Raw genomic sequence first — 18,965 nt, forward strand, 5'->3', positions numbered from 1 at the left:
GGTCCTCACCGTTCGTGACGCGCGGCCGTCGCGGCGCTTGGCGGCCGCCGGTGATGCTGGACGGGTTCGTTCCCCAGACACCGGAGCCCGACGATGAACCGACCACTGCCCAGTGTGTTCGACCAGGCCCTCGCCTCGGCCGTGCGCGCGCCGTCGCCGCACAACACGCAGCCCTGGCGGTTCGTCGTCGAGCACGACGTGATCGAGGTGTGGCTGGACCGCGAGCGCGTGCTGGCCGTCGCCGACCCGCACGGGCGCGAGGCGCGGCTCGCCTGTGGTGCCGCCGCCTTCAACCTGCAGGTCAGCCTGCGGGCCAACGGGCTCGCCGCGGTCGTGCGGCTCCTGCCCGACCCGGCCGAACCCGACCTCGTCGCGGTGATCCGGCTCGACGGCAACGAAAAGGCCGCCGCGGCGGAACGCAAGCTCGCCGAGGCCGTCTTCCGGCGGCACACGAACCGCCGCCCGCTGCTGGACAAGGCGGTGCCGCCGGTCGTGCGGGCGGCGCTCAAGTCGGCGGCCCTGCACGAAGGCGGGCAGATCGACTACCTCGACGCGTCGGGCCGGTACACCCCGGTCGCGTCACTGATCCGGCGGGCCGAAGCGCTGCAGGCGGACGACGACGGGTTCCGCGCCGAAGCCGCGTTCTGGACCCACCGCGAGCCCGAAAGCCCCGACGGCGTCCCGAAGATCGCCTCCGGCCCGCCACCGCACGGCCACGGTGTCGTGTCGCTGCGCGCGTCGCACGAGAACCCGGACCTGCCCGCGCGCGAGTACGAGCGGGAACCGCTGCTCGGCGCGGTGCTGACCCGGGACCGCGGCCCGCACGCGGAGGTGCGGGCCGGGATGGCCATGCAGCGGGTCCTGCTCACCGCCACCGCCGAAGGGCTGGCGACGTCGTTCCTGTCGCAGCCGTTCGAAACCCCGCACACACGCGAGTCGCTCGACCGCCTCTACGCCGGCCTCGGGCAGCCGCACACCCTGCTGCGCATCGGTTACGGCTACCCGACGCGGCTGACCGGCCGCCGTCCGGTGGACGAGGTGCTGACCCACCGGACCCCGGCCGGGTGACGTTCAGGCCCGCCCGGCCCGCAGCACGTCCTGGAAGGTGATCATCCCGACGACGTGCCCGTCTTCGACGACCGGCGCCGAGCGCACCCCGGCGTCGGTCATCCGCCGCGCCAGCTCCGGCACCTCGGTGTCGGCAGGCACCGCCAGTCCGGTGGTCCGCATGGCCGAGCCTGCCGTGCGCGGGGCGCTGCCGAGCAGCACGCCGGTGTCCGGGTCGCCGGGCGGGGCCGGCGTGCGCAGGATGTCCTCTTCGGACAGCAGGCCGAGCAGCCGCCCGTCCGCGTCGACCACCGGCATCGTCGTGAACCCGTGCGCGGTCATCATCCGCGCGGCTTCTTCGAGCGTCGCCGACGGGGTCAGGGCGAACGTCGGCGTGGTCATGATCTCGCGTGCGCGCATGGTCCGTGCTCCGTTTCGTCGGGTGTGCCGACCATCCCGCCCGGTTCCGCGGGCGGCACAGGGTCCTAAGTCCCCGGGCCGCCCGCCGACGGACTCCGGTCCGGGGTCCAACGCCTCTTCGGCAGACCCGGGCGTCCGGTGATCCTGAAGGGGAGACGAAAGGACACCACCATGAACCGGCTCGCGCGGATGTGGCGCACGCTCTTTCCCCGCCACGGTTCGGTGGCGCGCCCGTCGGACCACGTCCAGGGCGGCCTGCTCGTCTTCGTGCTGCTGCTCGCGCTCGCCGCGCTGCCGGTGGCCGCCAGCTTCGGCTCGGAAACCTTCGTGCGCCAGCAGGGCCGGTCGGCCCAGGAGACGAGCGAGCGCACCCTGGTGACCGCGACCCTGCTCGCCGACGGTCCGGAACTGACGGTGAGTCCGCGCAGCGGCATCACCGGCAACGGCGCCCCCACGGACGCGACCTGGGTGCTGCCGGACGGGACCCGCCGCGTCGGCCGGGTCGTCGCCGACGAGGGCACCCGCAAGGGATACACCTTGCCGATCTGGGTGGACGCCGCCGGCAACCCGGTGGACCCGCCGCTCAGCAGCGCGGCCGTGGTGATCGACGCCGCCGGTGTCGGGCTCGGCCTGTGGCTCGCGGCGCTGATCCTGCTGGCCGTCGCCTACCGGCTTTCGGTGTTCTTTCTCAACCGGCTGCGCTACGCCCGCTGGCAGCAGGAGTGGTTCGCCGGCCAGGACCGCACGACCCATTCTTGAGAACGGAGAGAATCCCATGACCCAGCCAACTCAAGACGACATCGTCGTCGGCGTCGACCATTCGGCGATCAGTGCGGCCGCCCTGCGCTGGGCGATGGCCGAAGCGGCGGTCAGCGGCCGCCAGGTCGTGGCGCTGCGAGCGTGGACGTTCGAGCCGGTCTACGACCTCGGCGCGGCCGTCGCCGGAACCCCGCAGACGGTCGCCGACCGCGAGCGGAAGCAGCTCGACGAGGTCGTCGGCGAGGCACGGGCCGAACACCCGGGCGTCGCCGTCCGGGCCCAGCTGGTCGAGCACTCGGCGGCGGTGGCGCTGGAAGAGGCGTCGAAGACCGCCTCGATGCTCGTGCTCGGCAGCCATGGCCACAGCCGGCTGCTGAAGCTGCTGGTCGGTTCGGTCGCCGAGCATTGCCTGCGGGAGGCGAGCTGCCCCGTCGTGGTGATCCCGGCTCGGACGGTGCCGGAGCCGGAGAAGGACGCCATCGCGGAACCGGAGCCCGCGGGCGGGTACTACCCCGGGCCGCTGCTGTGAAGGAGGTCGAGATGCCCAGTCGTCGCAAGGTCGGTTCGGTCATGACGACCGAAGTCACCACCGTGGGCCCGGACACGCCGTTCAAGGCCGTCGCGCTCCTGCTGGCCAGCTGGAACATCAGCGGAGCACCCGTCGTCGACGAGGACGGGAAGGTGCTCGGCGTCGTCTCCCAAGGAGATCTGCTCGAACGCGAAGCTCCGCACGGGCTGCTCAGGCCCGGTTCGCGGCAGGCGAAGCGGAAGGCCGGCGCGGCGTTCGTCGCCGACCTGATGACGAGCCCGGCGGTGACCGTCCAAGCGGACGACGTCGTCGCGGTGGCGGCGAAGCTCCTGGAAGAGCACCACTTCCACCGCCTGCCGGTGGTCGACGACGAGGGCAAGCTCGTCGGCGTGGTGTCGCGGTCGGACCTGCTGCGGGTGTTCCTGCGCACGGACCGAGAAATCCGGGACGAGGTCCGGGAAGAGGTGCTGCTGCGCGAAATGGCCATGGACCCGGCTTCGCTGTACGTCTCGGTGCACAACGGCATCGTGACCCTCAACGGCACGGTCGAGCGGCAGAGCATGATCCCGGTCATCGTGGCGCTGATCCGCCGGGTCGACGGGGTGGTGGAGGTGCGGCAGACGCTGAAGGCCCGGTTCGACGATCGGGGCGTGTCCCCGGCACCGCCGGGGCAGGCCGGGATGCTGAGCGGGAAGCGCCCGATCTTCTGAGCCGTCCGGCAGAAGGGGCCGTCGTCCACTGTGGACGACGGCCCCTCCGGTGCTACCGCCACCGCCGCCGGGTGGCGAGCACGAGTCCCGCGCCGATGACGATGGTGAGCGAAGCGCCCAGGGCGAGCCATGTGACGCCGACCCCCGTCGTGGCCAGGGCGGCCGGGGCGGGAGCACCCGGGACCGGAGCTCTCGGACGCGGCGCGGGAACGGGAACGGCATCGGGATCCGGTTGAGCGGGTCCCGGGACGACGAACACGAGGTGCCGGTAGGGGTGGTTCGGGTCGATCCCGTTCTCCCCGGCGAGGACCTGGAATTCGGGGTCGGTGTACACCAGCTGCCACGGTCCGACGATCCCGACGTCGTAGATGTCCGCCGGCACGCGGAAGAACGTGAAGCTGCCACCGCCGTCGGTCACCGCGCGGGCGACGACCCGGCCGGTGACCTGGTCCCGCAGGTAGACCTTCACCCCGGGCAGCGGGGTGCTCTCCGGCAGCCCGAGCTGGGGCTTGCGGAGGAACCGCCCGACGTAGCCGACGACCTTCGGCGCGATGCCGCCGGGCACCCTGGCGGTCGCCTCGACCGCGTCCGGGCCGTTGAGGCGCGGCGGCGCGCCGACCGAGCACCGGACCCGCAGGTTCCCTTCGGTGGCCGCCTGCGGGGTGATCCGCACGGTCAGGTCGAAGGTGCGCCTCGAGCCGGCGGGCAAGCTCACGCCCGGCCCGGTCAGGTCCCCGGCGTCCACCCGGCCCGACGCACTGGCCGAGCAGTCGGCAGTCACGTCCGCCAGCACCATCGCGCTCTTGTCGGCCAGGGTCAGGGTCAGGTGGGCGATGTCGCCCACCCGGTACGAACTCCGCGTGAACGCCGCGGACACGGACAGCCGGGTGGCGGCCGCCGGCGCCCCGCGGATCAGCACGCCGGGGTCGTGCTCGCCGGTCACCTCGGCACTGGACACCGGCACGTACCACTCCGTGGTGTCGACCCAGGTCGTGTAGTTGCCGGCGGGCAGATCGAGGAAGGCGAAGCGGCCGGCGGCGTCGGTACGGGTGGTGCGGCCGGTCTCCGGGCGCCCGCCCGAGATCCCGATCCGGACCCCGGCCAGGGCTTCGCCGGGATCCGGCGCGTGGTTCCCGTTGCGGTCACCGTAGACGGTGCCGCGGTAGCTGCCGCGCACGTGCGTGACCGGGACGGAGGCGGTGACGGTGTTGTCCGCCGGGTTGGCGTCCTGTGCGTCGCCGGTCAGCAGGACGGTGGCGGTGATGGTCATCGGACCGGATTCGGTCGTCGCGAACCCGGTGACGCTGCTCTCCGCGGTTCCGCCCGGCTCGATCGGCGGCAGCGGCGGATCCCAGAAGGTGCTCGTCAGGTCGCCGGTGGAGGTCATCCGGCCCTGGGCCGGCGCCGAGCCCACGTTGGTCACCCGGGCGTGCACGGTGATCGGTTCCTGGGCCAGGTAAGCGGTCTTGTCGAACCACACCGACAACCGCAGGTCCACCGACGGTGCCGGCTGCCGCACCGTGGTGGTCGGCGTGGGTGCGGAGGACGGCGGCGCGTCGTCGCCGAACGCGGGGCCCGCCGAAGCGGCGAGGCACAGCGTGATCGCCGACAGCACCGCTGCCGCCGACCTGGGTAATCGTGACATCATCGTCCCCTTCTTCGTAGGCGCGCGCCTCAAGGCGGCTCTCGGGGCGCCTGGCGCCTCGAAAACCGCCTGTCGGCCCTTCGGTTCAGCTGCGGAACAGCGCGACCTTCAACGCGTTGCTGTCCTGCGGGTGGGCGAAGACGTCGTACGCTTCGTCCATCTCGTCGAGCCCGAACCGGTGCGTGACGAACCGGCTCGTGTCCAGCCGGCCGGCCGCCAGCATCCGCAGCAGCATCGGCGTGCTGGCCGTGTCGACCAGGCCCGTCGTGATCGTCACGTTCTTGATCCACAGTTCCTCGAGGTGCAGCGTCGCCGGCGCGCCGTGGACGCCGACGTTCGCCACGTGGCCGCCCGGCCGGACCAGCCGGGTGCACAGCTCGAACGTCTCCGGGACGCCCACCGCCTCGATCGCGACGTCCGCGCCGAGCCCGCCGCTCGCCTCCGCGACCGCCGCCGCCGCGTCGCCCGGCTGCACCAGCACGTCCGCGCCGAAGGACTTCGCCGCGTCGAGGCGGGCCGGTTCCCTGTCCACCACGATGATCGTGCTCGGGGCGAACAGCTGGGCGTTCGTGATGGCGGCCAGCCCGATCGGCCCGGCTCCGACGATCACCACCGTGTCACCCGGCTTCACCCCGCCGTTGCGGACGCCGACCTCGTACGACGTCGGGACGATGTCGGCGAGCATCAGCGCCGACTCGTCGCTCACCCCGGACGGCAGCACGTACGTCGAGGTGTCGGCGAACGGGACGCGCGCGTACTCGGCCTGGACGCCGTCGGTCGTGTGCCCGAGGATCCAGCCCCCGCCGCCGAGGCACTGGCCGTAGGCGGCCTTCCGGCAGTATTCACACCGTCCGCAGGCGGAAATGCAGGACACCAGGACCTTGTCGCCGGGCTTGACGGCGGTGACGGCGGCCCCGGTCTCCGTGATCGTGCCGACGGCTTCGTGGCCCAGGATCCGGCCGCGCTCGACCTCGGGCACGTCCCCCTTGAGGATGTGCAGGTCGGTGCCGCAGATGGTGACCGCGTCGACCCGGATGATCGCGTCCGTCGGCGCGGTCAGTTCGGGGTCGGCGTGGTCGGTCCAGCTGCGCCGGCCCGGACCGTCGTACACGAGTGCCTTCATCGCTTTTCCTTTCGGGCAGGGGAAAGGGCGCCCGCCGGTCGGCGGGCGCCCCGGGGTGGGGTGTTCAGCGCAGCCACTTGCGGTCGCCGGTGAGGTCGGCCCAGCGGCGGCCGAGTCCCCACGTGTTCCCGGCCGCGGCGGCGGCCAGCGCGATCAGGACGAGCGCGTAGACGATGTGGTAGTCGACGATCGGGTTGGTCGAGTGCGTCGCCTCGCCGGTGCTGGTGCTCTGCGCGAGCGGCCATTCGGCGGCCCACATCATGAGCATCATCAACGAGCCCGCGGCGGCGCTCAGCCGCAGCCCGACACCGGCGATCACGGCGACGCCGACGCCGGCGAGGCCGAGCATGAACAGCGTGTCGGCCCACCAGGTGCCGGCCCAGGTGTGGAACATCGACTGGAACGGTCCGGCGTCGACGCCGCTGAGGAAGCCCTTGGTTGGCGAGCCACCGTTAAGCCAGGCGCCCTTCGACGGGGTCGCGTAACCCCAGCCGAACAGCTTGTCCAGGAACGCCCACAGGAAGATGAATCCGGTGGCGACGCGCAGGACGGCCAGGGATTTCCCGGCAACTGTGGGACCGGCGACGAAATCGGGGATCGGCGCCGGTTCGGTGAGCCGGTGAGCCGGGGGTGGGGTGGGAGCCGTCTTCTTTTCGTCCGGCTGGATGGACATGGCAAACCTCCGTTCTTTCTTTGCTGGGGACAGTTTCTTCGGGTTCGCGCGCGGTTTCTGGGGCCGAAGGTCCCCGGCCGGGAGGCCCTTGGGTGCCGGATGCCGAGGACCGCGGGCGAAGGACGGAAGTCCTTCCCGAACGGGGCGGAAGCCTCGCGCGGCCGGGGCCGGAAGCCGATTGGCTTCCGGGTGGCGAAAGGGGAATCGGATGAGTGGCACGGAACTGGTGGTCGGCGTCGACGGCTCGGCCGGAGCACTCGGTGCGGTCCGGTGGGCCGCGCGCGTCGCCCGAGCGCGACGGCTGCGGCTGGTCCACGCGCTGCCGGAACTGCCCGCGCCCTACCCGAGGGCCGATCCGACGTACGAGGAGCTGCTGGAAGTGGCCGGGGGACAGGCACGAGTCCTGCTGGCGGAGGCGCGAGACGCAGCTCCGGGCATCGACGCCGAAACGGTGGTGCGGCCCGAACGGCCCGCCGACGCCCTGGTCACCGAATCCGGCGGCGCGGCGATGCTCGTGCTCGGCACACCGGGGCTGCGGCCGCTGGGCCGGGTCCTGGTCGGGTCGGTCACGGTGGCGCTCGCGGCGCACGCGCGGTGCCCGGTCGCGTTGATCCGCCCGCACGCCGGTGAGGACGAGCCGCCCGCCGAAGGGCCGGTCGTGGTCGGCATCGACGGCAGCCCGGCGAGCGAGGAAGCCATCGCGGTCGGGTTCGAAGAGGCGTCTTGGCGGGGTGCGCGGCTGATCGCGGTGCACTGCCGGCACCGCGACGGCTGGTGGGGCACGGGACCGGCCGCGGCGGAGTACGCCCGGGAACTGCTCGCCCAGCGGCTGGCCGGCTGGGGCGAGAAGTACCCGGATGTGGTGGTGGACCGCGAGGTCGTGACCGGCCGCGCGGCTGAGCGCCTGCTGGATTTCGCCGACCGGGCGCAGCTGCTGGTCGTGGGCAGCCGGGGCCGGGGCGGGCTCGGCGGCCTGGCCCTCGGCTCGACGAGCCAGGCGCTGATGTCCTACGCGCTCTGCCCGGTGGTGGTGGCGCGGCCGCGGGCGAAGTAGAGCACCGGACCGACGAAGTCGACCGCGATCACCAGGGCCCACAGCCATTTCGGGCCACGGACCCGGGTGGCCGGCCGGTGTGCGAGGTCCCACCACGCGGACCCGGCGAGCAGCAGCTGGACGCTCGCCGCGAGGCGGATGCCGGCGCGCTGCCGGGGGCTCAGGTCGCGCCACCGCTTGTGGTCGGACATGGGAATCTCCTTCCGATGTGGATGTTCCAGCCAAGGGCACCGCCGGTCACGGGCAAAGGGGCGAAAGACCTCCCGGCCGGGGACCCTCGCCCGCAGCCCGGCTCCGGCGGGGGTTCCTACCGTGAAGAGAACCGTCTGACGGAGGTGTGCGATGCGCGGTCCGCAGGTGTCGGATCTGATGACCCGGCCGGTGGTGACCGCCGGTCCCGGGACGACGTTCAAGGAGCTCGTCTCGCTCCTGGCGGAGCACGGGATCGCCGCGATCCCGGTGCTCGACGAACACCGGCGCCCGATCGGCGTCGTCGACGAGACGGACCTGCTGGCCCGCCACCGCAGCGACAGCCGGACCGAGCCGGTCTTCCGGAAGCACCGGGTGTGGACCAAGGCACAGGGGCTGACCGCGCGCGAACTGATGACCCGGCGCGTGCCGACGGTCGCCAAGGACGAGCCGGTGGCCGGCGCGGCCCGCCGTCTGGTGGAGGCCAGGCTGCGCCGCCTGTACGTCGTCGACGGCTCCGGCCGGCTGATCGGCGTCCTCGCCCGCCGGGACGTCCTGCGGTCTTTCCTGCGCCCGGACGAGGAGATCAAGGACATCGTCGAGCGCGAGGTGCTGCAGCGGTCGATCTGGGCGGACCCGTCGACGGCCACGGTCCAGGTCGACGACGGCGTCGTGACGCTGAGCGGCGTGATCGACCGGCGCAGCGAGGTGGAGCGCGCCGAGTGGCTGACCGAGGCCGTGCCCGGGGTGGTCGCGGTCCGCAACCGCCTGAAGTACAACCAGGACGACGGCGCGGCCGCCGGACTGCGCTGAAGGGGGGCGGCGATGAAACGCATCGTCGTCCTCGCCGCGAACCCTCAAGGCGCTGCTCTTGGACCACAACTACGAAACCGATCCGCTCCCGCTCTCCCCGTGGTTCTACCGGCACGCCCTGCTGCCCGGCCGTGACTTCCCTGGAGTGCCCGGCGCGATGTCCCGCGCGGGCAAGCAGTTCCCGGAACCAGCGGGACGCTGAGCACCCGGTTTCTTCCCGCCTGAGCTCTCCGGACCACGCGCGCAGCGGCCGTCGGAGGCCGCGCAACGGGAGGAGTTGAGGATGAAACGAATGTCCCGGGTGGCCGCGGCGGCCACGTTGGCGGTGGCGATGTCCCTCGGCGTCTCGGCCGGACCGGTGTTCGCGGCGGAGACCGAGGCGCCGGCTTCCGCCGCACCGGCGGCGGGTTCTCCGCCACCGTCCACGCCGGAACCCCCGACGACGAAACCGGCGCCGACATCGAGACCGGCGCCGACCACCGAACCGGCGCCCACGGCGGTGAAGCCGTCGGAGACCGCGGTGAAGGACCCGCCGTCGTCGACCACCCCGGTGTCGACCACGTCGGTGTCCGCACCGCCCTCGGCCGCGGTGGACCAGCCCGATCTGCGGCTCACCGTGGTGTTCGACAAGCCGTCCTACCGGCAGGACGACTGGGTCCGGGCGCAGGCGACCGTGGTGAACGCGGGAACCGGCACGGCGACCGGTGTACACCTGACTGATTCGGGCACGCTGTCGTCCCACACTTGGGGCACCTTCACCGGCGGGGATGTCGCGCTGGCGCCGGGACAGACGGCCGAGGGTGCCACGCTGGCGCAGATCGACGACATCACCGGGAACACGGTGCGCCTGACCGTCGAGGTCACGTCCACCGAACCCGACGCGGAGCCGGCCGACAACTCGGTGACGATCACGGCCCCGCTCACGGTGGTGCGCGGTGGATTCACCGGGATCGCCTACGGCGACCACAACCGCAACCACGTGATCGACCCGGGTGAAGCCCTCGCCGGGCTGCTCGTCCGGGCGTGGGGTCCGCGTGGCGGGTCCGCCGAGACGGTGACCGACAGCCAGGGCCGGTTCGCCTTCCACGACCTGCTCGCCGGCACCTGGACGCTCTTCGGCGTCTCCTCCGACTGGCAGTTCTCCGGCGTCACCGTGGAGGTGACGGGGGACAGCGTGCCCGATGTGGTCGTGCGGGGCGAGTACGACATCAAGGGGTGGCTCACGATTTCCGCCCGCTTCTCGGCTTCGACCTACGCCGGGGGCGATACCGCCCGGTTGCTCGTCACGGTGGCCGACAGCGGCCGCGGCCCGGTGCCCGGCCTGACCGCCCACTGCTGGACGAGCGACGACGGAGCACAGGTCGGCCTGGGCGCGCTCGACCCGGCGGGTCCGGGCGGCACCGTCCCGGCGGCGTCCACCCGGGACTTCGCGATCACCATTCCGGTCGGGACGGAGGCCGTCACGGAGGGATACCTCCAGGCCGAATGCCGGGTCGGAGCGCCCGGCTCCGACGCGGTCCGCCTGACGGCGATCACCCGGATTCCCGGGGCGCGGGCGATCAAGTCCGTCGGGGTGCTCCTCACCCCCGTCTACTGCGGCTGCCAGCCCGTGTTCGACCCGGTGCCCGGGGTGAAGGTGTACCTGCGCAGCCAGGTGACCGGAGCGATCGTGGCGCGCGCGGTGAGCGACGCGCACGGGTACTTCGCCTTCTACGACCTGCCCGCCGATCTCTACGACTTCGGCGTCGTCGGCCCGTGGAAGGCATGGTACGGAGCAACCCTGCTCTTCTCCGTCCGCGGTGGTGACGACGGCTCCGGCAACCCGAACTGGGAGATCATCGTGCGCGGGCCGGACCAACCCGATCCGGACGCGGTCCCGCCGACGGCGAAGCCGCCGTCCGGCAAGGCCGGCACACCGGCTCGGCCCGTACCGGCCCGGCAGGTCGTCGCGGGGCATCAGACCGGTCGTCTCGCGTCGACCGGGGTGGACGTCGGCTGGCTCGCGTTGGGCGGGCTGCTGACCTTCGTCGCCGGGGTGTCCCTGGTGCTCGGCAGCCGTCGCCGGATCTGACGGGGGCACGGCAAAGGCAGCCCGCCGGTCGTCGCTCGACCGGCGGGCTGCCTGAACGTCGCTCTGGGGACGGGTGCCCGCATCACCGGCGGGCGCCCGGGGCACTCAGCCGAGCGAGCGGCCGATGAGCTCCACCAGCTCGACCGTCCGGGTCGCGTAGCCCCATTCGTTGTCGTACCAGCCGAACACCTTCGCCAGGTGCGCGTCGGCCTTGGTCAGCTGGGCGTCGAACACGCAGGAGGCCGGGTCGCCGATGATGTCGCGGGACACGATGGGGGCCTCCGTGTAGCGCAGGATGCCCTTGAGGTCGCCGTCGGCGGCTTCGGCGAACGCGTGGTTGACCTGCTCGGCCGTCACCGGGCGCTCGAGCTCCACCGTCAGGTCGGTCAGCGAACCATCCTCGACCGGGACGCGGACCGCGACGCCGTCGAGCTTGCCGGCCAGCTCCGGCAGCACCAGCCCGATCGCCCTGGCGGCGCCGGTGCTGGTCGGCACCACGTTGACCGCCGCGGACCGGGCGCGCCGCGGGTCCTTGTGCGGGCGGTCCAGCAGGGCCTGGTCGCCGGTGTAGCTGTGGATCGTGGTGAGCAGACCACGGCGGATGCCGAACGCGGAGTGCAGCACCTTCACCATCGGCGCGACGCAGTTGGTGGTGCAGGACGCGTTCGAGACGATGTGGTGGTTCGCGGGATCGTAGTCGTCTTCGTTCACCCCGAGCACGATCGTCGCGTCGACGTCCTTGCCGGGAGCGGAGATCACAACCTTCTTCGCACCGGCGGCGAGGTGCAGGCCGGCGGCTTCGCGGGTGCGGAACCTGCCGGTCGACTCGACGACGACGTCCACGCCGTACTCGCCCCACGGCAGCCGAGCCGGGTCTGCGGTGGACGAAACCTGGATGAGGTGGTCGCCGACGCGCAGGGCTTCGCCGTCGACGACCTCGACCGGGATGCGCAGCCGTCCGTAGGTGGAGTCGTGCGCGAGCAGGTGCGCCAGCATCTCCGGCGACGTGATGTCGTTGACCGCGACCACTTCGATCGGGCTGTCCGGCGTTTCCAGGACGCACCGGAGGATGTCGCGGCCGATCCGGCCGAATCCGTTGACGCCGAGCCGTACCGTCATGGGCCTCTCCCTGTCGTAGTCGCTTCCCCTCGATGGTTCTCTCGCAGCGTGGAAAGCCCGTAGGGCCCAAGGTCCTCGCAGCTCGGGAAGAACGGCCGCTTCGCGCGGCGCGCGGAAGGGGTTCGCTGAAGGTGCGGGGGACTGCGGAAGGAGCGGTGATGACCGGAGCAACGGCGAAGGGCCGGATCGTGGTCGGGGTCGACGGTTCCGACGCCGGCACGGCCGCACTCGTGTGGGCGGCCGGGCAGGCGGCGATCAGCGGCGCCGGACTGGACGTCGTGACGGTGTGGCTGCACGACGCGATGCTCGACGACGCGTCCGTGAACCGGACCCTCGAAGAAGCCCGTCGAGTGCACTTCCACGAGCTCGAAAACCTCGTCGCCGCGGTGACGAAGGACCTCACCGGCGTGACCGCGCGGTGCTTCGCCCCGGACGGTGATCCCGCCGGGATCCTGACCGAACGGGCGAAGGACGCGACCATGCTGGTGGTCGGCAGCCACGGCAGGGGAAAGCTGCGCGAGGTGCTGGCCGGCTCGGTGAGCAGCGCCTGCCTGCGGCACGCCACCTGCCCGGTGGCCGTGATCCCGCCGCCCGCGCGCACGCCGGACGGCCCGCTCGGGCGGCGGCTGGCCGTGGTTGCCGGGGAAACGGCCTGACGTGACCGCCATCGCCGAGCGGGCCGCGGAAGTCCCGGACGCCGCCGAACCGGCCGGGACGCCGCTGCTGCGCGTCCGCGGTCTCACCAAGAAGTTCGGGCCGGTGCAGGCGCTGGCCGGCGTCGACCTCGACGTGCCGGCCGGCCGGGTGACCGCGCTGGTCGGTGACAACGGTGCCGGCAAGTCCGTGCTGATCAAGTGCATCGCCGGCATCCACGTCCCGGACGCCGGCGAGATCACCTGGCAGGGCCGCGGGGTGCGCATCCGCACGCCGCGGGACGCCGCCGCACTGGGCATCGAGACCGTGTACCAGGACCTGGCGCTGTGCGACAACCTCGACATCGTGCAGAACATGTTCCTGGGCCGCGAAAAGGTCCGGCACGTGTCGCTCGACGAGGACCGCATGGAACTGGCCGCGAAGGAGACGCTGCACAGCTTGGGCGTCACGACGGTGACTTCGGTCCGCCGGCCGGTCGGCTCGCTCTCCGGCGGCCAGCGCCAGGCCGTGGCGATCGCGAAAGCCGTGTTGTGGCACTCGAAACTGGTGATCATGGACGAGCCGACCGCGGCGCTCGGCGTGCAGCAGACGGAGGTCGTGCTGGAGCTGGTCGGCCGCCTGGCCGAACGCGGGCTCGGCGTGGTCGTCGTGTCGCACAACATGAACGACGTCTTCGACGTGGCCGACCGGATCGCCGTGCTGTACCTGGGCCGGATGGCGGGGGTGTTCGCCACCGGCGAGCTGACCAAGGAAACGGTCGTCGAGCTGATGACCGCGGGCCGTTCCGACCGCTGGAGCGTCCCGGCCCGGGCGAAGGGAGTCGCGTCATGATCGTGTGGTGGATCGCCGCCGGGGTCGTCATCGCCGGACTGGCGCTGTCGATCCGGATCGTCAAGCAGTACGAACGAGGGGTGTTGTTCCGGCTCGGCCGGGTGGTCGGGGTGCGCGAGCCCGGGCTGCGGTTCATCATCCCGGTGATCGACGTGCTGAGCCGGGTGTCCCTGCGGATCGTCACGATGCCGATCCAGTCGCAGGGCATCATCACGCGCGACAACGTCAGCGTCGACGTCTCGGCGGTGGCGTACTTCCGCGTGGTCGACGCGACGAAGTCGGTGGTCGCGATCGAGAACGTCCACGCGGCGATCGACCAGATCGCCCAGACGACGCTGCGCAAGGTCGTCGGCCAGCACACCTTGGACGAGACGCTGGCGGAGACGGACAAGATCAGTTCGGACATCCGGCAGATCCTCGACGTGACCACCACCGAGTGGGGCGTCGACGTGACCCTGGTGGAGCTGAAGGACATCCAGCTGCCGGAGACGATGAAGCGGGCCATGGCCAAGCAGGCCGAGGCCGAGCGCGAGAAGCGAGCGAAGATCATCAACGCCGAGGGTGAAGCCCAGGCCGCGGCGGCGCTCGGCGCGGCGTCGGACACGATGATGGCGCACCCGCTGGCGCTGCAGCTGCGCAACCTGCAGACGCTGATGGAGATCGGGGTCGACCACAACAGCACGGTGGTGTTCCCGGCGCCCCTGATGAGCACGATCGGCGAGCTGGGCACGTTCCTGGCCCGCGAAGCGGCCGCTGCCGCGCCGGCTGCCGTGGTGCCCGACGGCGAAGCGGCGGCGGTTCCGGCGCCTCGCTGAACCAGATCCGTGGCGGCGCGCCGACCGGAGTGGGCGCCGGAATGCCGACGCCCACCTCCTCCGTGGTGATCGGGTACCCTGGGGGGTATCTGAGGAGGTCGGTGTGGAACTGAACGAAGACGTGCTCGCGGACGTGCGCAAGCGCCTGCGGCGGGCGCAGGGTCAGGTCGGCGGTGTGATCCAGATGATCGAAGAAGGCCGCGACTGCCGCGACGTCATCATCCAGCTGGCCGCGGTTTCCCGGGCCCTCGACCGCGCCGGCTTCCGGTTGATCGCCAGCGGGCTCGAGCAGTGCGTGACCGACAAGTCCGAAAAGGGTGCCGCCGACCGCGAGCAGCTGGAGAAGCTCTTCCTGACGCTGGCCTGAGGCCGGCGCCGCGCCGGCCGATCCGGCGGGACGGCGGTCGTCAACCGCGGAACAGCCGCCAGGTCTTGCGTCGGGGCTGCTCGGCGGTGCAGGAGCAGCGCCGGTCGACGGGCACGTCACCGAGGACCTGCTCGACGTGGTTGCCGCAACCGCGATAAGTCGGCTTTCCGCACTTCGGGCAGGCGATCCGTTGACACATCCGGTATTCCTCCGTGGGAGCAGGGTGTGGGGCCTCGAGTTCACTATACCCCGGGGGGTACCTGGCAGGAACCGCGAGAAGGCGCTAGCCTGGTTCCTGATACCCCCGGGGGTATAGGGAGAGAGGAATCATGCTCGAGATCATCGCGATCGACACCCCGACCTTGGGTGACCGCAGTTACCTCGTCGGCGACGGCACGACGGCCTTCGTCGTGGATCCGCAGCGCGACATCGACCGGGTCCTCGACCTTGCGCGGGAGCGCGGGTGGCGGGTCACCGACGTGTTCGAGACCCACATCCACAACGACTACGTGACCGGCGGCCTCGCGCTGGCCAGGGCCACCGGTGCGGTCTACCACGTGAACGCGGCCGATCCGGTCTCCTTCGAACGGAACCCGATCGGCGATGGCGACGTGGTCGAAGTCGGCACGTCGATGCGAGTACGGGCGCTGGCCACCCCCGGGCACACGTTCACGCACCTGTCCTACGCGTTGGAGGCGTCCGGACGCGCCCCCGCGGTTTTCACCGGTGGGGCGCTGCTCCACGGCTCGACCGGCCGCCCCGACCTGCTCGGGCCGGCGCACACCGGTGAGCTGGTCAAGCGGCAGTACGCCTCGGCGCACCGCCTGGCCGAGGTGCTGCCCGACAACACCGAGATCTATCCGACGCACGGCTTCGGCAGCTTCTGCTCGGCCTCGCAGTCCGAGGCCGGGCAGTCGACGATCGGTCACGAGAAGCAGACCAACCCCGTGCTGACCGGCGACGAGCAGGCTTACGTCGAGGAGTTGCTGGCCGGGCTGGACGCTTACCCGGCCTACTACGCGCACATGAGCCCGGCCAACACGGCCGGCCCGGAAGCTCCCGATCTCACCCTTCCCGGCCCGGCCGATGCCGCCGAGCTGCGCACGCGCATCGCGTCCGGCGAATGGGTCGTCGACCTGCGTTCGCGGGTCGCGTTCGCCGCGGGGCACGTGGCAGGCACGCTCAACTTCGGCGCCGACGGCAGCTTCGCGACCTACTTGGGCTGGCTCATTCCGTGGGGCACGCCGCTGTCGCTGCTCGGCGAGACCCGCGAGCAGATCGCCGAGGCCCAGCGTGAACTGATCCGCATCGGGATCGACCGCGTCGAGTCCGCGGCCACCGGCACTCCCGTCGCGTGGGCGGGTGACGCGCCGCTCGGGTCGTTCCCGCGCGCGGACTTCGGTGAGCTGGCGCTGGTCCGCCATCACCGTCCGGTCGTCGTCCTGGATGTCCGCCGCAACCAGGAGTGGGCACAGGACCACATCGACGGCGCCAGGCACATCCCGGTCCACGAGCTCCTGGGCCGGCTCGGCGAGGTGCCGCAGGGTGAAGTGTGGGTGCACTGCCAGGCCGGCTACCGCGCCTCGATCGCGGCCTCGGTCCTCGCCGCGGACGGGCGTGCGGTCGTCGCGGTCGACGACGAATTCGACCGGGCTGCCCGAGCCGGTTTGCCGTTGGCGTCGAGCTCGGCATGACACTCCTGCCGGCGGCGGCGTTCGGCCTGGTCATCGGGGCGGCGTTGGGCCTGCTGGGGGCCGGTGGTTCGATCTTGGCCATCCCGGCCCTGGTGTACGGCGTCGGGGTGCCGCTCGGGGCGGCGATTCCGACGTCGTTGCTGGTCGTGGCCGTGTCGGCAGCGGGCGGCCTGGCCGCCCGGTGGCGGTCGAAGGTCATCCGCCGGCCGGTGGCGCTGGTGTTCGCGGCGGCGAGCGTGCCGGCCGCGTTCGGCGGCACCGCGCTGGGGAAGCTGCTGCCGGACCGGTGGCTGCTGGTCACCTTCGCCGTCCTGATGGCGGTGGTCGCCGTCCGGATGCTCACCGCCGCGCCCGAGCGGGACGGGGTGTGCCGGACCCGCGCGGGCGGGGTCAACTGGCGCAGCTGTGTGCCCATGGCGCTGGCCGCCGGTGCTCTGGTGGGCGTGCTGACCGGGCTGTTCGGGGTCGGCGGCGGGTTCGTCATCGTCCCCGCGCTCACCATGCTGCTCGGGCTGACGGCACCGGAGGCGGTCGCGACGTCGCTGGTGGTCATCGTGCTCACCGCGCTGGGCGGACTCGTCGCGCACGCGGCCACGATGCCGGAGCTGCCCTACGGGGTCGCCGTGGTGTTCGCGGGCGTTGCGTTCCTGGCGTCCCTGCTGGCCGGGAAGGTCGGCAACCGGCTTCCGGAGGCGATCGTCCGGCGGACGTTCGCCTCCCTGGTTCTCGCGGTCGCCGTCGGCGTCGCCGCCGCGGCCGTCTTCGCCCCGGCCGCCCTGCACGGCGGCTGAGTCCGCGCGAAAGGATCACGGCGAGCACCACGGGCCAGGCGGAGGAGGCGTAGGCGTTGATGCGCTCGAACCCGCCGGGCCACGGGACGGCGTTCCGGTCGAGACCGCGCATCGCGAACGCGGACGCGACGCCGAAGGCGGCGACCACCGCCGTGGTGGTGAGCGCGTACCAGCGGAACCAGCCCGGGAAGGCGACCGCGAAGAGGATCAGCATCGCCACCGCACGTCGCGGCGGTATGGACCACCACCGCCGCGACGACGGCCGGGACCGGCAACCGCCGCCGGCTCACCGGGCCAGCCAGCGGGTCGCGCCCCGCAGGCCGAACGCCATCGAGTCCCAGCCGGCTCCCGCGTGCACCGGCAACCCCGCCCGGAACCGGCCCGGCACGTACGTACCCAGCGCCTTCTTGCCCAGCCGCCAGACGGCCGACGTGCCGACGCGGTAGGTCTCGAGCGCCTCCGGGTCGACGACGACCGGGCGCACCGGGTCGCCGGTGACCGACAGGGGGACCTGCGCAAATGTCGCCTTGTCGAGCATCTCCAGCACGCACATGCTCACCGGCTCGAACCCGGGCCCCGGCAGGTGCACACCGGCGTCGGCCGCGATCTGGCCGGCCACCGCCTGGGCCTGCAGCAGGGCCAGGAACGCCTGCTTGACCGGGAAGTCACCGGCGTCGCCGGGCGCATAGACGCCCGGGTGCCCGAGCACCTCGCGCTTGCTCTCCTCGCAGACGAGGAAACCGCGGTCGTCGGCGGCGAAGCCCTCGAAGCGCTGGGCGGCGACGTACGGCGGGAAGGCCACCAGCAGGTCGAACTCCTGCGAGGAGCCGTCGGTGAAGGCCACCTCCCGCTCGCTGATCTTGTCGGGTTCGACGCCGGTGCGGCCCTCGATCCCGCGGGCGGCGAACTCCGCGGCCACCACGTCGTGCAGCTTCGGCCCGAACGCCTGCACGTAGTTCTTCTCGGACGTGGCGAAGGCGAGCTGGACGTTGTCGCGGACCTCGCGGCGGCGCAGCCAGGTGTCGAGCATCAGCGCGATCTCGTACAGCGGGCCGGCGCACTTGTTCCCCGGCGGCACGAGGAAGAGGACCTGCTGCAGCCGGCCGTGCCGGGCGTGCTGGGCCACCCACCGCAGCTCCTCGCCCAGCGCGTGCAGCTGTCCCGGTGTCCACACCGTGCGTGCGTACTCGGCCAGTCCGGGTACTTCCTCCGGGCGCATCGCGGCACCGGTGGCGATGACGAGGTGGTCGTAGGGGACCGGTTCGTGCGAGGTGTGCACGACGCCGCGTTCGGTGTCGACGCCTTCGGCCGTGGCGATCAGGGTCTCGATCTCCCGGCGCCGCAACGGTTTCGCCAGCGGCACGTGCAGCGGTGCCTCGGCCGCGCCGAAGGGCAGGTAGATGCTGTTGGGGCGGAACAGGAAGTCGTCCCGGTCGGAGACCAGGGTCAGCCTGACGCGGTCGGGGTCAGCCAGCGCCCGCAGCGCGAACGCCGTCTCCAGCCCGGCGAACCCGCTGCCCAGGACGACTACGTGGGTGGGGGACATGAGTCTTCTCCGATGTTCCGGTGGATCGGCCGACACGTCACGATGCGCCCGGTCGGGGGAGCGGGGGAGGGTCCTCGGCCGTGCGGGCGGAGGACTTCCGGCCCTTTTCCCCGGA

Annotated in this window: 21 protein-coding genes; 14 read left to right on the forward strand and 7 right to left on the reverse strand. The window is 72.1% G+C overall.

What is annotated here, in order from left to right:
• Window positions 1–93: 93 nt before the first annotated feature.
• Window positions 94–1,068 carry a hypothetical protein gene (locus ABZW17_RS07465; protein WP_354810682.1) on the forward strand — a complete coding sequence of 325 codons (975 nt, stop codon included), beginning with the start codon at window positions 94–96 and terminating at the stop codon, window positions 1,066–1,068.
• A 3-nt stretch (window positions 1,069–1,071) separates the two neighbouring features.
• Here the strand turns inward: ABZW17_RS07465 and ABZW17_RS07470 are convergent, their stop codons facing one another.
• Window positions 1,072–1,467 (reverse strand): CBS domain-containing protein, encoded by a 396-nt coding sequence (locus ABZW17_RS07470; RefSeq protein WP_354810684.1) that lies wholly within the window; start codon window positions 1,465–1,467, stop codon window positions 1,072–1,074.
• Window positions 1,468–1,638: 171 nt separating this feature from the next.
• On the opposite strand from ABZW17_RS07470, the gene ABZW17_RS07475 reads away from it, so the two are divergent.
• The 3 genes from ABZW17_RS07475 to ABZW17_RS07485 are packed head-to-tail and all read left to right on the forward strand — an operon-like array spanning window position 1,639 to window position 3,465.
• Window positions 1,639–2,226 carry a hypothetical protein gene (locus ABZW17_RS07475; RefSeq protein WP_354810686.1) on the forward strand — a complete coding sequence of 196 codons (588 nt, stop codon included), beginning with the start codon at window positions 1,639–1,641 and terminating at the stop codon, window positions 2,224–2,226.
• Window positions 2,227–2,242: 16 nt separating this feature from the next.
• Complete coding sequence (locus ABZW17_RS07480; RefSeq protein ID WP_354810688.1) at window positions 2,243–2,755, forward strand: universal stress protein; 513 nt, start codon at window positions 2,243–2,245, stop codon at window positions 2,753–2,755.
• An 11-nt stretch (window positions 2,756–2,766) separates the two neighbouring features.
• The gene (locus tag ABZW17_RS07485) at window positions 2,767–3,465 is read left to right on the forward strand and encodes a CBS domain-containing protein (RefSeq protein WP_354810690.1); all 699 of its coding nucleotides are present in this window, start codon (window positions 2,767–2,769) and stop codon (window positions 3,463–3,465) included.
• 52 nt (window positions 3,466–3,517) lie between these two features.
• Here the strand turns inward: ABZW17_RS07485 and ABZW17_RS07490 are convergent, their stop codons facing one another.
• The 3 genes from ABZW17_RS07490 to ABZW17_RS07500 all read right to left on the reverse strand — a co-directional run bounded on the left by ABZW17_RS07490 (window position 3,518) and on the right by ABZW17_RS07500 (window position 6,906).
• Window positions 3,518–5,110 (reverse strand): hypothetical protein, encoded by a 1,593-nt coding sequence (locus ABZW17_RS07490; RefSeq protein WP_354810692.1) that lies wholly within the window; start codon window positions 5,108–5,110, stop codon window positions 3,518–3,520.
• A gap of 85 nt (window positions 5,111–5,195) precedes the next feature.
• A complete protein-coding gene (locus ABZW17_RS07495) occupies window positions 5,196–6,233 on the reverse strand; it encodes a zinc-dependent alcohol dehydrogenase family protein (RefSeq protein WP_354810694.1) in 1,038 nt (345 codons plus the stop codon).
• A 64-nt stretch (window positions 6,234–6,297) separates the two neighbouring features.
• Window positions 6,298–6,906: a hypothetical protein gene (locus ABZW17_RS07500; RefSeq protein ID WP_354810696.1), complete on the reverse strand. Its 609-nt coding sequence runs from the start codon at window positions 6,904–6,906 to the stop codon at window positions 6,298–6,300.
• Window positions 6,907–7,114: 208 nt separating this feature from the next.
• Between ABZW17_RS07500 and ABZW17_RS07505 the strand changes: the two genes are divergently transcribed.
• The gene (locus ABZW17_RS07505) at window positions 7,115–7,960 is read left to right on the forward strand and encodes a universal stress protein (protein ID WP_354810697.1); all 846 of its coding nucleotides are present in this window, start codon (window positions 7,115–7,117) and stop codon (window positions 7,958–7,960) included.
• Here ABZW17_RS07505 and ABZW17_RS07510 read toward each other — a convergent pair.
• Complete coding sequence (locus ABZW17_RS07510) at window positions 7,915–8,151, reverse strand: PLDc N-terminal domain-containing protein (RefSeq protein WP_354810699.1); 237 nt, start codon at window positions 8,149–8,151, stop codon at window positions 7,915–7,917. The two genes, ABZW17_RS07505 and ABZW17_RS07510, sit on opposite strands and share 46 nt — an antisense overlap.
• A 151-nt stretch (window positions 8,152–8,302) precedes the next feature.
• On the opposite strand from ABZW17_RS07510, the gene ABZW17_RS07515 reads away from it, so the two are divergent.
• The 3 genes from ABZW17_RS07515 to ABZW17_RS07525 all read left to right on the forward strand — a co-directional run bounded on the left by ABZW17_RS07515 (window position 8,303) and on the right by ABZW17_RS07525 (window position 11,033).
• Window positions 8,303–8,962 (forward strand): CBS domain-containing protein, encoded by a 660-nt coding sequence (locus ABZW17_RS07515; protein WP_354810701.1) that lies wholly within the window; start codon window positions 8,303–8,305, stop codon window positions 8,960–8,962.
• A 58-nt stretch (window positions 8,963–9,020) separates the two neighbouring features.
• The gene (locus ABZW17_RS07520) at window positions 9,021–9,164 is read left to right on the forward strand and encodes a hypothetical protein (RefSeq protein ID WP_354810703.1); all 144 of its coding nucleotides are present in this window, start codon (window positions 9,021–9,023) and stop codon (window positions 9,162–9,164) included.
• An 81-nt stretch (window positions 9,165–9,245) separates the two neighbouring features.
• On the forward strand, window positions 9,246–11,033 hold the full coding sequence (locus tag ABZW17_RS07525) for a hypothetical protein (protein WP_354810705.1): 1,788 nt from the start codon (window positions 9,246–9,248) through the stop codon (window positions 11,031–11,033).
• Between the two features lie 105 nt (window positions 11,034–11,138).
• On the opposite strand, the gene gap is transcribed toward ABZW17_RS07525, so the two are convergent.
• On the reverse strand, window positions 11,139–12,152 hold the full coding sequence (gene gap / locus ABZW17_RS07530) for a type I glyceraldehyde-3-phosphate dehydrogenase (RefSeq protein ID WP_354810707.1): 1,014 nt from the start codon (window positions 12,150–12,152) through the stop codon (window positions 11,139–11,141).
• A gap of 158 nt (window positions 12,153–12,310) precedes the next feature.
• Here gap and ABZW17_RS07535 point away from each other — a divergent pair, with 158 nt between their 5' ends.
• From ABZW17_RS07535 to ABZW17_RS07560, 6 genes are all read left to right on the forward strand, one after another.
• Window positions 12,311–12,808, forward strand: a complete 498-nt coding sequence (locus ABZW17_RS07535) for a universal stress protein (protein WP_354810709.1) — start codon at window positions 12,311–12,313, stop codon at window positions 12,806–12,808.
• 1 nt (window position 12,809) lies between these two features.
• On the forward strand, window positions 12,810–13,637 hold the full coding sequence (locus ABZW17_RS07540) for an ATP-binding cassette domain-containing protein (protein WP_354810711.1): 828 nt from the start codon (window positions 12,810–12,812) through the stop codon (window positions 13,635–13,637).
• Window positions 13,634–14,452: a slipin family protein gene (locus ABZW17_RS07545; RefSeq protein WP_354810713.1), complete on the forward strand. Its 819-nt coding sequence runs from the start codon at window positions 13,634–13,636 to the stop codon at window positions 14,450–14,452. Before ABZW17_RS07540 ends, ABZW17_RS07545 begins: the two co-directional genes overlap by 4 nt.
• A 103-nt stretch (window positions 14,453–14,555) precedes the next feature.
• Window positions 14,556–14,819 carry a metal-sensitive transcriptional regulator gene (locus ABZW17_RS07550; RefSeq protein WP_354810715.1) on the forward strand — a complete coding sequence of 88 codons (264 nt, stop codon included), beginning with the start codon at window positions 14,556–14,558 and terminating at the stop codon, window positions 14,817–14,819.
• A 329-nt stretch (window positions 14,820–15,148) separates the two neighbouring features.
• Window positions 15,149–16,513, forward strand: a complete 1,365-nt coding sequence (locus ABZW17_RS07555; protein WP_354810717.1) for an MBL fold metallo-hydrolase — start codon at window positions 15,149–15,151, stop codon at window positions 16,511–16,513.
• Window positions 16,510–17,304 carry a sulfite exporter TauE/SafE family protein gene (locus ABZW17_RS07560; protein WP_354810719.1) on the forward strand — a complete coding sequence of 265 codons (795 nt, stop codon included), beginning with the start codon at window positions 16,510–16,512 and terminating at the stop codon, window positions 17,302–17,304. The genes ABZW17_RS07555 and ABZW17_RS07560 overlap by 4 nt, the downstream gene beginning before the upstream one ends.
• A gap of 286 nt (window positions 17,305–17,590) precedes the next feature.
• Here the strand turns inward: ABZW17_RS07560 and ABZW17_RS07565 are convergent, their stop codons facing one another.
• Window positions 17,591–18,850, reverse strand: a complete 1,260-nt coding sequence (locus ABZW17_RS07565; protein ID WP_354810721.1) for an FAD-dependent oxidoreductase — start codon at window positions 18,848–18,850, stop codon at window positions 17,591–17,593.
• Between the last annotated feature and the right edge of the window lie 115 nt (window positions 18,851–18,965).

It is taken from the genome of Amycolatopsis sp. NPDC004625, from assembly GCF_040609695.1.
Lineage (GTDB): Bacteria > Actinomycetota > Actinomycetes > Mycobacteriales > Pseudonocardiaceae > Amycolatopsis.